Annotated in this window: 8 protein-coding genes; 5 read left to right on the top strand and 3 right to left on the bottom strand. The window is 61.7% G+C overall.

Going from position 1 to position 13,118, the window contains the following annotated elements:
• The first annotated feature begins 1 nt into the window (after window position 1).
• The 4 genes from ACP7B3_RS01180 to ACP7B3_RS01165 all read left to right on the top strand — a co-directional run bounded on the left by ACP7B3_RS01180 (window position 2) and on the right by ACP7B3_RS01165 (window position 7,402).
• Window positions 2–1,345 carry a TolC family outer membrane protein gene (locus ACP7B3_RS01180; protein WP_426177332.1) on the top strand — a complete coding sequence of 448 codons (1,344 nt, stop codon included), beginning with the start codon at window positions 2–4 and terminating at the stop codon, window positions 1,343–1,345.
• A 208-nt stretch (window positions 1,346–1,553) separates the two neighbouring features.
• Window positions 1,554–2,795: a multidrug efflux RND transporter periplasmic adaptor subunit MexE gene (mexE, locus tag ACP7B3_RS01175; protein WP_145160484.1), complete on the top strand. Its 1,242-nt coding sequence runs from the start codon at window positions 1,554–1,556 to the stop codon at window positions 2,793–2,795.
• 15 nt (window positions 2,796–2,810) lie between these two features.
• Window positions 2,811–5,990 carry an efflux RND transporter permease subunit gene (locus tag ACP7B3_RS01170; RefSeq protein WP_145160482.1) on the top strand — a complete coding sequence of 1,060 codons (3,180 nt, stop codon included), beginning with the start codon at window positions 2,811–2,813 and terminating at the stop codon, window positions 5,988–5,990.
• Complete coding sequence (locus ACP7B3_RS01165; RefSeq protein WP_145160480.1) at window positions 5,987–7,402, top strand: efflux transporter outer membrane subunit; 1,416 nt, start codon at window positions 5,987–5,989, stop codon at window positions 7,400–7,402. The genes ACP7B3_RS01170 and ACP7B3_RS01165 overlap by 4 nt, the downstream gene beginning before the upstream one ends.
• A gap of 291 nt (window positions 7,403–7,693) precedes the next feature.
• Here ACP7B3_RS01165 and ACP7B3_RS01160 read toward each other — a convergent pair whose 3' ends face one another.
• From ACP7B3_RS01160 to ACP7B3_RS01150, 3 genes are all read right to left on the bottom strand, one after another.
• On the bottom strand, window positions 7,694–9,394 hold the full coding sequence (locus tag ACP7B3_RS01160; RefSeq protein ID WP_145160478.1) for an aspartate:alanine exchanger family transporter: 1,701 nt from the start codon (window positions 9,392–9,394) through the stop codon (window positions 7,694–7,696).
• Window positions 9,395–9,463: 69 nt separating this feature from the next.
• A complete protein-coding gene (locus tag ACP7B3_RS01155) occupies window positions 9,464–10,894 on the bottom strand; it encodes a glutamate decarboxylase (protein WP_426177328.1) in 1,431 nt (476 codons plus the stop codon).
• 188 nt (window positions 10,895–11,082) lie between these two features.
• The gene (locus tag ACP7B3_RS01150) at window positions 11,083–12,099 is read right to left on the bottom strand and encodes an AraC family transcriptional regulator (protein ID WP_145160473.1); all 1,017 of its coding nucleotides are present in this window, start codon (window positions 12,097–12,099) and stop codon (window positions 11,083–11,085) included.
• 167 nt (window positions 12,100–12,266) lie between these two features.
• Here ACP7B3_RS01150 and efeU point away from each other — a divergent pair, with 167 nt between their 5' ends.
• Window positions 12,267–13,112 carry an iron uptake transporter permease EfeU gene (efeU, locus tag ACP7B3_RS01145; RefSeq protein WP_145160471.1) on the top strand — a complete coding sequence of 282 codons (846 nt, stop codon included), beginning with the start codon at window positions 12,267–12,269 and terminating at the stop codon, window positions 13,110–13,112.
• Window positions 13,113–13,118 lie beyond the last annotated feature (6 nt).

Genomic DNA, 13,118 nt, shown 5'->3' with positions numbered 1-13,118 from the left:
CTTGCGTATTCCAGGGCTGCATCTAAAACACCTCACCCTGCTCACCTGCCTGTGCGGGCTTGCCCTCGCCGGCTGCCCGGCCTCCGCGTCGGCAGAGGACTTGTACCAGCTGTATCAAAAAGCGCTGAGCCACGACATGAAGTTCGCCGCCGCGCAGGCCCAGCAACTGGCCACGGCGGAAAAAGAACCGCAAAGCCGCGCCAACCTGCTGCCGGACCTGTCCGTCACGGGCGGCGCCGCCTGGGTCGATGCCGAGGATTCCAACGATTACCACCGCAACCGCAACAACACCAATGCTTACGCCGTGGTGCTCACTCAGCCGCTGTTGCACTGGCAGAACGTGATCGCCCACGACCAAAGCAAACTGCTGATCAGCGCCAGCGAAGTGCAGACCGAACAGGCACGCCAGGACCTGATGCTGCGCGTGGCCCGCGCCTATTTTGAGGTGTTGCTCAACCAGGAGCTGTTGAACACCCGCACACAACAACTGCAAACCTTGCAGGAGAGCCAGGACCGCACACGGCGCTTACTGGCCGACGGCGCCGCTACCGCCAATGCGCTCGAACAGGTGCAGGCCAAGTACGACCAGGCCTTCGCCGAGCAGATTGCCGCACGCGGCGCGCTGGACATCGCTACCGAAACGCTCACCCAGTTGACCGCCGCCCAGGCGCGACCGTGGTCGGGCAAGGAGCCGCCATTCAGCGCCCCGGTGCCTGCGGCCATCGGTGAATGGGCAACTACCGCGCAACAAGGCAACCTCGCCGTGCAGCGCGCGCAGATCACCCAGCGCCTGGCCGAAATGGACATCGACAAGGAACAGGCCGGCCACTTGCCGACCCTCGACCTGATCGCCGCCCACGGCCGCTTTGCCTCGGTGGGCGGCGATGTGTACGACGTCACGCTGCCGGAAAACCGCTATAACCAGACCGTGGTCGGGGTCAAGTTGAGCGTGCCGCTTTACGGCGGTGGCCGTACCAGCAGCCGCGTGCGCGAAGCCCATGCGCTGCAAAGCAAGGCTCTGGATGAGGTCGAAGACGCGCGCCGCAACGCCGGGTTGATGGCGCGCCAGGCATACCTGCAAGTTACCAGCGGCATGAGCCAATACCAGGCGCTCAAGCAGGCGCTCAAGTCCAGCCAGGTTAACCTGGCGTCGGTCACCCACGGTTTTGAAGCCGGCTCACGCATCAACACCGACGTGCTGGATGCGCAGCAGAAAGTCACCGACACCCAGCAGCGTCTGGCTCAGCAGCGCTACAGCATCTTGCTGGCCCAATTGAACCTGCTGGCCTCCACCGGCAACCTGAGCGAGGTGCGTTTGCGCGAAGTCAGCCGCCTGCTGGACTGAAAAACCGCGCGGGCGTTCCTTGCAGCCCGCGCAACAGTCTTTTGTCATCACTCCTATTGATAGCTTCCTAACGAAACCCGCATCCTAGAGGGCTAATCTCGCGCTTATATCATTCCGAATGATAGTTACCTTTGCTTCATTCGATTCGTGACATAGCACCTCGCCGCGCATGATCCGCCCATCTCAAATACATTGGCGGATGCACTTCATGGAACAGTCACTCAAACATTTGCGCTTCCCCTTGGCGATTTTGGCCGTGGTGGTGATGAGCGCGTGCGGCAAGACCCCAGAACAAGCGGCCGCCATGCCTCCTGCGAAAGTCAGTGTGGCCAAGGTGCTCGAACAACCGGTCAACGAGTGGGACGAATTCACCGGTCGCCTGGAAGCCCCGGAAACCGTGCAGATTCGTCCGCGCGTGTCCGGCCAGATCGACCAGGTGGCCTTCACCGAAGGCGCCCTGGTGAAAAAGGGCGACTTGCTGTTCCAGATCGACCCGCGTCCGTTCCAGGCTGAAGTGCGCCGCCTCGAAGCCCAGCTTGCCCAAACCAAAGCCGCCGCCACCCGTAGCGATAACGAAGCGCAACGTGGCGACCGCCTGCGTCAGAGCAATGCGATCTCCGCCGAACTGGCCGACTCGCGCACCACCGCCGCCCAGGAAGCCCGCGCCGCAGTGGCCGGGATTCAGGCGCAGCTGGACCTGGCCAAGTTGAACCTGAGCTTTACCCGCGTGACCGCACCGATCAGCGGGCGTGTCAGCCGTGCCGAAATCACCGCCGGCAACCTGGTGACCGCCGACGTCACCGCGCTGACCAGCGTGGTCTCCACCGACAAGGTCTACGCCTACTTCGACGCCGATGAGCGCGTGTACCTCAAGTACACCCAGCTGGCGCGCGAAGGCCGCCGTGGCGCCACCACTCCGGTGTACCTGGGCCTGTCCAACGAAACCGGCAACCCGCACCTGGGCCAGATGAACTTCGTCGACAACCAGGTCAACCCGGCCACCGGCACCATCCGTGGTCGCGCCGTGTTCGATAACAGCAAAGGCGAATACACCCCGGGCCTGTATGCACGCTTGAAGCTGGTCGGCAGCGGCACTTACTCCGCCGTGCTGATCAACGACGAAGCCGTCGGCACTGACCTTGGCAAGAAATTCGTGTTGGTGATGGACGGCGACAAGCCGGCGTATCGCTCGGTGGAACTGGGGCCGAAGATCGAAGGCCTGCGCATCGTGCGCAGCGGTTTGAACAAGGACGACACCATCGTCGTGAAGGGCCTGCAGCGCATTCGTCCGGGCTCGCCTGTGCAACCTGAAACGATCCCGATGGCCAGCAAGGAAACCCTCGCCGCCTTGGCACAACAACGACAAGCGCTTGAAGCCAGCAACCTGGAACAAGTGGCGCCGGATAAAGCCGCGCCAAAAGTTGCCAGCGTCGCGACTCCACGCGGTTAAGGGATACAACTCAAGATGAATTTTTCCAAGTTCTTCATTTCGCGGCCGATCTTCGCAGCGGTGCTGTCGCTGTTGATCCTGATCGCCGGCGCGATCTCGCTGTTCCAGCTGCCGATCAGCGAATACCCGGAAGTGGTACCGCCGACCGTCGTGGTACGCGCCAACTTCCCGGGCGCCAACCCTAAAGTCATCGGTGAAACCGTGGCCGCTCCGCTGGAGCAAGCCATCACCGGCGTCGAGAACATGCTGTACATGTCCTCGCAGTCGACCGCCGACGGCAAACTGACCCTGACCATCACTTTCGCCCTGGGCACCGACCTGGACAACGCGCAGGTGCAGGTGCAGAACCGTGTGACACGCACTCAGCCAAAACTGCCTGAGGAAGTCACGCGCATCGGTATCACCGTAGACAAGGCGTCGCCCGACCTGACCATGGTGGTGCACATCACCTCCCCGGATCAGCGCTACAACATGCTCTACCTGTCCAACTACGCGATCCTGAACATCAAGGATGAGTTGGCGCGGCTGGGCGGCGTGGGCGATGTGCAGTTGTTCGGCATGGGCGACTACTCGCTGCGTGTATGGCTGGACCCGAACAAGACCGCCTCGCGCAACCTGACCGCCACCGATGTGGTCACGGCCATTCGCGAGCAGAACCGCCAGGTGGCGGCCGGTGCATTGGGCGCGCAACCCGCGCCCAATGACACCAGCTTCCAACTGTCGGTCAACACCCAGGGCCGCCTGGTCACTGAGGAAGAGTTCGAAAATATCGTGATTCGTGCCGGTGCCAACGGCGAAATCACGCGTTTGAAAGACATCGCGCGGGTTGAGCTGGGTTCCAGCCAGTACGCCCTGCGTTCGTTGATCGACAACCAACCGGCCGTGGCGATCCCGATCTTCCAGCGCCCGGGCTCCAACGCCATCGACATCTCCAATGAAGTGCGCGCCAAGATGGCGGAGCTCAAGCAGAGCTTCCCGGAAGGCATGGATTATCGCATCGCCTATGACCCGACGGTCTTCGTGCGCGGCTCTATCGAGGCGGTGGTTCATACCCTGTTTGAAGCACTGATCCTGGTGGTGCTGGTGGTGATCCTGTTCCTGCAAACCTGGCGCGCGTCGATCATTCCGTTGGTGGCAGTGCCGGTTTCGTTGATCGGTACCTTTGCGGTGATGCACCTGTTTGGCTTCTCGCTCAATGCGCTGTCGCTGTTCGGACTGGTGTTGGCGATTGGTATCGTGGTGGACGACGCCATCGTGGTGGTGGAAAACGTCGAGCGGAACATCGAGCTTGGACTGGAACCGTTCCCGGCCACTGAAAAAGCCATGAGCGAAGTGACCGGCCCGATCATCGCCACCGCGTTGGTGCTGTGTGCGGTGTTCATCCCGGCGGCGTTTATCAGCGGCTTGACCGGGCAGTTCTACAAGCAGTTCGCCTTGACCATTGCGATTTCGACGGTGATCTCGGCGTTCAACTCGCTGACCTTGTCCCCGGCCCTGGCTGCCGTCTTGCTCAAGGGTCATAACGCCCCCAAGGACCGTTTTTCCAAGGCGCTCGACAAGGTGTTCGGCGGCTGGTTGTTCCGTCCGTTCAACCGGTTCTTCGAGAAAGCCAGCCATGGCTACGTCGGCACCGTACGCCGGGTGATTCGCGGCAGCGGTATTGCACTGTTCCTGTACGCCGGGCTGATGGTGCTGACCTGGTTGGGTTTCGCCCATACGCCCACCGGTTTCGTACCGGCCCAGGACAAGCAGTACTTGGTGGCCTTCGCGCAATTGCCGGACGCCGCGAGCCTGGACCGCACCGAAGATGTGATCAAGCGCATGTCGGACATCGCCATGAAGCAGCCGGGCGTGGAAAGCGCCATCGCCTTCCCTGGCCTGTCGATCAACGGTTTTACCAACAGCCCGAACAACGGCATCGTGTTCGTGACCTTGAAGCCGTTCGATGAGCGTAAAGACCCGAGCCTGTCGGCCGGCGCGATTGCCGGTGCACTGAACGGCAAGTACAGCAGCATCGAAGAAGCCTACATGGCGATCTTCCCACCGCCGCCGGTACAGGGCTTGGGCACGATTGGCGGGTTCCGCCTGCAGATCGAGGACCGTGGCAACCTGGGTTACGACGAGCTGTACAAAGAAGTGCAGAACGTCATCACCAAAAGCCGTGGCGTGCCTGAGTTGTTCGGCCTGTTCACCAGCTACACGGTCAACGTGCCGCAGGTCGATGCCGCCATCGACCGCGAAAAGGCCAAGACCCACGGCGTGGCCGTCAGCGACATCTTCGACACCCTGCAGATCTACCTGGGTTCGCTGTATGCCAACGACTTCAACCGCTTCGGGCGTACGTACCAGGTCAACGTGCAGGCTGAGCAACAGTTCCGCCAGGATGAAGACCAGATCGGCCAGCTGAAAGTGCGTAACAACAAGGGCGAGATGATCCCGCTGGCGACCTTTATCAAGGTCAGCGACACCTCGGGCCCGGACCGCGTGATGCACTACAACGGCTTTATCACCGCGGAAATCAACGGCAACGCCGCACCGGGCTACAGCTCCGGCCAGGCCCAGGCCGCGATTGAAAAACTGTTGAAAGAGGAACTGCCCAACGGCATGACCTACGAGTGGACTGACCTGACGTATCAGCAAATCCTCTCGGGCAACACCGCGCTGTTCGTGTTCCCGCTCTGCGTACTGCTGGCGTTCCTGGTACTGGCCGCCCAATACGAAAGCTGGAGCCTGCCACTGGCGGTGATCCTGATCGTACCGATGACGCTGCTGTCGGCCATTACCGGGGTAATCATCTCGGGCGGCGACAACAACATCTTCACCCAGATTGGCTTGATCGTACTGGTGGGCCTGGCGTGTAAGAACGCGATTCTGATCGTCGAATTCGCCAAGGATAAACAGGCCGAGGGGCTCGACCCACTGGCTGCGGTACTGGAAGCCTGCCGCTTGCGTCTGCGGCCGATCCTGATGACCTCGTTCGCGTTCATCATGGGCGTGGTGCCCCTGGTGTTGTCCAGCGGTGCCGGTGCCGAGATGCGTCATGCCATGGGCGTGGCGGTGTTCTCCGGGATGATCGGCGTGACCTTCTTCGGTCTGTTGCTGACGCCAGTGTTCTACGTACTGATCCGTCGCTATGTGGAGCGCCAGGACGCGCGCAAAGCGGCCAAGGCCTTGAAGCTGGAGACACAGCAATGAGCGTGAAAGTCTTTCTACCGAGCTTGCTGGTGCTGGCGCTGAGCGCCTGTGCCGTGGGCCCGGACTACAAAACCGAGAAGCTGGAGGCGGCCAACATCACGGCCGCCGCCGACACCAAAAGTTATGACCACGCCAAGTACGAAGGTATCTGGTGGCAGCAGTTCGACGACCCGACCCTCGACCAACTGGTGACCCAGTCGTTGAGCGGTAACCGCGACTTGCGCGTAGCCTTTGCCCGTCTGCGCGCGGCCCGCGCCATTCGTGATGACGCGGCCAACGACATCATGCCGGTGGTCACCAGCCGTGCCAGCAGCGACGTGGGCAAAGGCCAGATCCCGGGCCAGACCACCAAGCGCGTCAACAGCGAGCGCTACGACCTGGGCCTGGACATGGCCTGGGAAGTGGATTTGTTCGGCCGCATCCGCCGTAACCTGGAAGCCAGCGATGCTGACCAGCAGGTTGCCGAAGCCGACCTGTACCAACTGCAAGTCACCATGATTGCCGAGCTGGTGGACGCCTACGGTCAACTGCGCGGTGCGCAATTGCGTGAACGCATCGCCCTGGACAACCTGAAGAACCAGCAGGAATCGCGCACCATTACCGTCAGCCTGCGCGATGCCGGCGTGGGTGATCAGCTCGACGTGGAGCGTGCCGACGCACGCCTGGCGGCCGTTGAAGCCAGCGTGCCGCAACTGCAGGCCGAGCAAGTGCGCGAGCGCAACCGCATCGCCACCCTCCTCGGCCAGCGCCCCGACAAGCTGAGCGTGGACCTGAGCCCCAAAGACCTGCCGGCGATTGCCAAGGCGCTGCCCATCGGCGACCCGGGGCAACTGCTGCAGCGTCGCCCGGACATCCTCAGTGCCGAACGCAAACTGGCGGCCGCCACCGCGCGTATCGGCGTGGCCAAGGCCGACCTGTTCCCACGGGTCAGCCTCAGCGGCTTCCTCGGCTTCACGGCCGGGCGCGGTTCGCAGATCGGGTCCGCCGCAGCGAATGCCTGGTCGCTTGGCCCAAGCATCACCTGGGCGGCGTTTGACCTGGGCAGCGTGCGAGCGCGGTTGCGCGGCGCGAACGCCGAGGCCGATGGCGCCCTGGCAACCTATGAGCAACAAGTGCTGCTGGCGTTGGAAGAATCGGAAAATGCTTTCAGTGATTACGGCAAACGCCAGCAGCGCCTGGTCTCGCTGATCCGTCAGAGTGAATCAAGTCGCGCGGCGGCCGACCTTGCGGCGATCCGCTACCGCGAAGGCACGGTGGATTTCCTGGTGCTGCTTGACGCGCAACGTGAGCGCCTGGCCGCTGAAGACTCCCAGGCCCAGGCCGAAGTGGACTTGTATCGCGGGATTGTCGCGATCTACAAGGCCCTCGGTGGTGGCTGGCAGCCGGACACGGTGGTCGCCAGCAGCAAATGATGTAAAGCGCTCCTTTGGTTGGTCGCATCCAGCCAATTTTTAGCCCCACGCCCCCTTCGGTCGTGGGGCTTTTTTTATGCCTGAGTCGCCAGGGTTAACGCCAAGGTTGTGCTTCAATTTTTCACAGTGATGACGTCACAAGGAAACAGAACCCTGCAGTTTCATGGCGTGTTTGCTACACGGCGCTGCTTGACCCTGTGGCCTGTAAGCAAGCAATGGCGGACAACGGCTGCACCGCCGACGATCAACGCTGCGCACAGTGTGTGGGGCCAGGCGCCTCTTGAGCCGGCGTCAGCGTGCGAGGACCATCGCGAAGTAGCCAAACACCGTCAGCAAAATGCCCGACACCGCATACGCCACAGGAAAACCGATCCAGGGCACGCTGCTGTCGATTTCCTTGGCGGCCTCACGCGCCGGTCCGGAGTGGCTACGCGCGCCCGCCACGCCGCCCATCAGGATCGCCGGGTTGATCTTGAACACATGAAACCCCACCGCCCAGACGATAAACGGCGGAACGGTGCAGGCGACAAAGCCGAGCACAACGACCTTCAACGCGATGATCGGGCTGATTTGTGAAACCAGGTTGGCGCCAGCGTTCACTCCCACGATCGCGACAAAGAAAATCAGCCCCATGTCTTCAAGAATGTTGCGGGCGGCGTTGGGTGTATTACCAAAAAAGCGCACGCGCGACACCAGTGACGAGACGATAATCCCCGACACCAGCAAGCCGCCCGCGTTGCCCAGGCCCACCGCTGCACCGAACGCCGGCACTTGGATCAGACCGATCAGCAACCCCAGCACCATGCCCAGTGACAGCATCAGCAGATCGGTCGCGGTACTCGGCCGCCCCGCCTTGCCGAGTAACGCCGTGGCTTTGTCGATGGCGGTACGCAAGCCGATCAGGTGCATCACATCCAGGCGTTGCAGGCGTGTTTCCAGCCCCAGAGGAATGGGCGCGCCGCCGCGTTCGATGCCCACCAGCTGCACCTGCCCGGCAATCGATGACTGGCTGAACTGCTTGAGCTGCTTGCCGATCGCATCACGGTGGGTCACCAGAATCACCGCCTCATCCAGCGGGATGTTGAGCGCCCGGGCGTCCGGCACTTCCGGCCCGATCAGGCCCATGTGATCGGTCAGCGCGTCGAGGCTGCCGCCCAGGGCAATGATATCGCCCAGTTGCAGCACCAGTGCGGGATCGGCGCCGAGCAACTGATCGCCGCGCTCGACATTCTCAATCTGGTACAGCGCAAATTGCTGGCGGAACTGCGCGATGGTCTGCCCCGCCCATTCACTGTTCACCAATCGGTACGCGCGCAAGTCGAAAGGCCGATAGCCACTGAGCCCGGCGTCATCGACATTGGGCACGCCGTGTTCGACTTCATACGCCTTGGCCGCTGCGCGTGCATCCACCCCCCACCAGCGCGGCAGGTATTTGCAGATCAGGATGATGCCGACCGTGCCCCAGATGTAGGTGATGCCATAGGACAACGCGATCATGGCCGTCGCCGCGGCGACCGTGGTGCCCGGCGGCAGCGGGACGACGCCGGAGGTAAGGGCTTGCTCCGCCGAGCCGATGGCCGCAGACATGGTTTGTGAACCGGCAAGAATACCGCCAGCGGCGCCCACCGGCAGCGACAAGAGCTTCACACCCAGCACCACGATGCCCAGGCCGAGGAACGACGACAGTATCGCCAGCAAGGTGAATTTCAGCCCATCGCCCTTGAGGCTATTGATAAACGAGGGCCCCACGCGCAGCCCGACGCCGTACATGAACAGGTAATAAAACAGGCTCTTGGTGAAGTTATCGAGCTCGAAATGCACACCGTAGTAAGACGCCCAGGTCGCAATGGCGCACCCAATGACGATGGCCCCGGCCACCGCCCCCAAGCCATACCCCTTGATGGTGCCGCGCCCGACCCAGACGGACAGGCCGACCACCAGAAACAGCAAAATATAGGGGTTGTCGTGCAAGAAACTGAAGATGGCAGTCACGATAATTCGCACCTGGCAAGGCAAACACTTAAGGCACCGAGCCTCAAGGCCCGGTGAGCGTGAGGTGTGTCAGGCCAGGTTGGGGGTGTCTGCCGGGATCACCGGATCGGCGATCGCGCCGTGGCTGAAACTCGGCCCGGCGTCGGAATTGGCCACCGGGTTTTTCTGCAGATACTCGATAGCCTTGCGCAGGTCATCAAGCAACAGCGCCACCAGGTCGCGGCTCACGCCATGGCGGACCAGGATGCGTTGCACCACGATGTTCTGGCGGTCTGAAGGCAGTGGGTAGGACGCGATCTGCCACCCGCGCATGCGCACGCGCTCGGACAGGTCATACAGGCTGAAGCCATGGTCGATGCCGTCCTTGAGCTTGTAGCAGACCGCCGGCAGCCCGTCTTTGCCGTCATACACCAACTCCAGCGGGGCACACTTGGCGATTTGCGCGGCCAGCCACTGCGCCGTGTCGGAACAGGCTTGTTGAATACGCGTATAGCCATCGCGCCCCAGCCGCAGGAAGTTGTAGTACTGGGCAATGATCTCACCGCCTGGCCGGCTGAAATTCAGCGCGAAGGTCGCCATGTTGCCGCCCAGATAGTCGACGTAGAAGATCAATTCTTCCGGCAAATCTTCGGTAGAGCGCCAAATCACCCAGCCCACGCCAAGCGGCGCCAGCCCGTATTTGTGGCCCGAGGCGTTGATCGACTTGACCCGTTCGATCACAAAATCCCATTGCAGCGTTTGCTGGATGAACGGGGCGATAAACCCGCCACTCGCCGCATCAACATGTATCGGGATGTCCAGGCCGAGGTCGCGCTGCATCGCGTCCAGCTCGGCGGCCAGCGCGGCCACGGGTTCGTAGATACCGGTGAAGGTCACACCCAGGGTCGCGACCACGCCGATGGTGTTCTCGTCGCAATACTCCCGCAGGTCGGCCGGCAGCAGGCCCAAGGCGTCACCGCGCAAGGGCACTTCACGAATTTCCACGTCAAAATAGCGGGCGAATTTTTTCCAGCAGATCTGCACCGGCCCGCACACGAAGTTCGGTTTGTCAGTCGGCAGGCCCGCGGCTTCGCGACGTTTTTTCCAGCTCCACTTCAGGGCCAGGCCGCCAAGCATGGCCGCTTCGCTAGACCCTGTGGTCGAACAGCCCACGGTTTGCCAGGATTTGGGCGCGTGCCAGAGGTCGGCAATGATGTGCACGCAGCGATTTTCAATCTCGGCGGTTTGCGGGTACTCGTCCTTGTCGATCATGTTTTTGTCGAGGGCGTCGGCCATCAACTGCTTCACTTCGGGCTCGACCCACGTGGTGCAGAAGGTCGCCAGGTTCTGCCGCGAGTTACCGTCCAGCAGCAGTTCATCGCGCACCAGGTTGTAGGCCGCCGACGGCGTGGTCGAGTGATTCGGCAAACGGTACTTGGGCAAGGTGTGCTGGGACGAACCGCTCGAATACACGTCTTCGATGGCTTGGTCTTGGGTTTCTACGGTTTTGTGAAGTGCCATGAAATCCTGCTCTTGAATGAGGGAAATGGCGTAGACGTTGATCGCGACAAGTGCCGATCAGGCTGCGTCAGGAAACAAGCGATGGAACGATTGCGCCGACTATTACACGGACACGGGCGCCGGAGAGTGACCTGGATCATTGAAGCTGCGGGTAACTGCTCGCACAGGCCCGGCAGCGTTCCAATCACCTATTGGCTCAATGCTTCGTTCAATATCAAGCTGCGGTAATGCCCGGGGTTGGACCCGGACCACTTGCGAAACGCCTTGTAGAACGAACTGGTGTCGGCAAACCCCAGGCGCCCGGCGATTTCGGCGAAGCTGACCTGTGGCTCTGCCAGCCAGACGATCGCCAGTTCCTTGCGCACGCTATCCTTGAGCCCTTGATAAGTCTGGCCCTCATCTGCCAGACGGCGGCGCAGGGTCGAGGCGGAAATACACAGACTGGCCGCTAGGCCGTCGGTTTCCGGCCACAGATCGGGCGACATCTGGCGTAGATCGTGCTTGATGCGCGTGGCCAGGCTATCCGGGTCGCGGTACTTGACCAATATGTTGGCCGGCGCATGGGCAAGAAAGCGCTTGAGTTCTTCCGGGCTGCGCTTGATCGGCACGTCCAGGCAGTCTGCAGAAAAGATCATGCGCGTACGCGGCCGATCAAAACGCAGGTTCTCAGAAAACATCACCCGGTAATCGTCGTAAAAGTCCGGTTGTGGGCAGCGCAGCTCAATCGCAAGGATCGGGATGCGCCGGCCGGCCAGCCAACAGGCGACGCCGTGCACAATCATCCAATAGGTGAAGTAGGTAAACGCGCGTTTGGGCGCAGGCTCAGCCAACACGATTTCCGCCAGGCTTTGTTGGTGCACCAATTGCGCGGGCATCTGCTCAAGCATCAGCGACAGAAAGCCCAGCCCGGTTTGCAGGGCCGCGCCCAGATTGGGTTGCGCCATGGCGGCGCGGCACAGGAACGCCAGGCTGCCGGACTTGAGCTTGCGCGGGTCCATTCCAAAAAATTCATCATCCGTGCGCCGCGCCAGCAAGCGCCACAGGCGTGCATAGGCCGTGGCGGGCACGCGGGCGTCGGACTGGTCGAGCAACGCCGGGTCTATCCCAACCTTGCTCAACGCCTCCACCGTGGCCGCGCCGGGCGCGCAGCTTTGCAGCAAGGCTTCGCGCACAAGATGGATAGAGATGGTGTCTTTTTCCGCCATGGGAATCGGGCTATTCAATGCTGCAAAAGATGGGGTGCATCATAAGGGCGGTTGCGATTCGCCACCACCGTTCAGCCGCAGTTCAGCAAAGCGCAATATTCCCTGTTTAGTAATGAGTATCATTATGTTACAAATTAGCATCCTATCCAGTCATGATGCGGTGCCGAATGCTCGTTCCCTTTCTAATCATGCTGCGCGAAGGCATTGAAGCAGCATTGATCGTTGGCATCATCGCCAGTTACCTGCAACAGACCGGCCGCGGCCAGTGGATGCCCGCGGTATGGATCGGCGTGTTTCTCGCCGCTGCCCTGGCGCTGCTGGTCGGCGGCGGCCTGGAACTGGTCAGCGCCGAATTCCCGCAAAAACAACAGGAATTGTTCGAAGGTGTGGTCGGCCTGGTGGCCGTCGGCATTCTCAGCTCCATGGTGTTCTGGATGCGCAAAGTAGCGCGCTCCATCAAGCATTCCCTGCACGAATCCCTCGACCACGCCCTGGCCGGCTCCAAGCATCAGGTGATCGCGCTGATCGCCATGGTGTTTTTCGCCGTGGCCCGTGAAGGCCTGGAGACGGTGTTCTTCCTGCTCGCGGTGTTCCAGCAGAGCGAAGGCCCGGGCGCGCCGATTGGCGCCCTGCTCGGCCTGATCCTGGCGATCATCGTCGGTTTCCTGATCTACACCGGCAGCATGCGCTTGAACCTGGGTGCGTTCTTCCGCTGGACCGGCTTGTTCATCCTGGTGGTCGCCGCCGGCATTCTCGCCAACTCGGTACAAGCCCTGCACGAGGCCGGGGTGTGGAACCACTGGCAAACCGTCTTGTTCGATTTCAGCGCGACACTGCCGATGGATGGCCCATTGGGCTCGGTGCTGGCCGGGATGTTCGGCTATCAGGACGCACCGACCATCAGCACCCTGGGCGCGTATCTGATTTACCTGGTGGTGGCGCTGGTGATGTTCTTCCTGCCGTCCGCCCCACCCAGGCCTGTCGCTAACACCTCTTCCGTTTCCAGCCAGTAAGGACCG

The sequence above is a fragment of the Pseudomonas sp. TWRC1-2 genome, from assembly GCF_049896685.1.
Taxonomy (GTDB): domain Bacteria; phylum Pseudomonadota; class Gammaproteobacteria; order Pseudomonadales; family Pseudomonadaceae; genus Aquipseudomonas.
The sequence above is the reverse complement of the archived record's forward strand: the minus strand, read 5'-3'. Positions and strand labels throughout refer to the sequence as shown.

What these genes read in the sequence shown, in the direction of transcription:
- mexE (WP_145160484.1), top strand. Translation starts at nt 1,554, where the DNA reads ATGGAACAGTCACTCAAACATTTGCGCTTCCCCTTGGCGATTTTGGCC.
- ACP7B3_RS01170 (WP_145160482.1), top strand. Translation starts at nt 2,811, where the DNA reads ATGAATTTTTCCAAGTTCTTCATTTCGCGGCCGATCTTCGCAGCGGTG.
- ACP7B3_RS01165 (WP_145160480.1), top strand. Translation starts at nt 5,987, where the DNA reads ATGAGCGTGAAAGTCTTTCTACCGAGCTTGCTGGTGCTGGCGCTGAGC.
- ACP7B3_RS01155 (WP_426177328.1), bottom strand. Translation starts at nt 10,894, where the DNA reads ATGGCACTTCACAAAACCGTAGAAACCCAAGACCAAGCCATCGAAGAC.
- ACP7B3_RS01150 (WP_145160473.1), bottom strand. Translation starts at nt 12,099, where the DNA reads ATGGCGGAAAAAGACACCATCTCTATCCATCTTGTGCGCGAAGCCTTG.
- efeU (WP_145160471.1), top strand. Translation starts at nt 12,267, where the DNA reads ATGCTCGTTCCCTTTCTAATCATGCTGCGCGAAGGCATTGAAGCAGCA.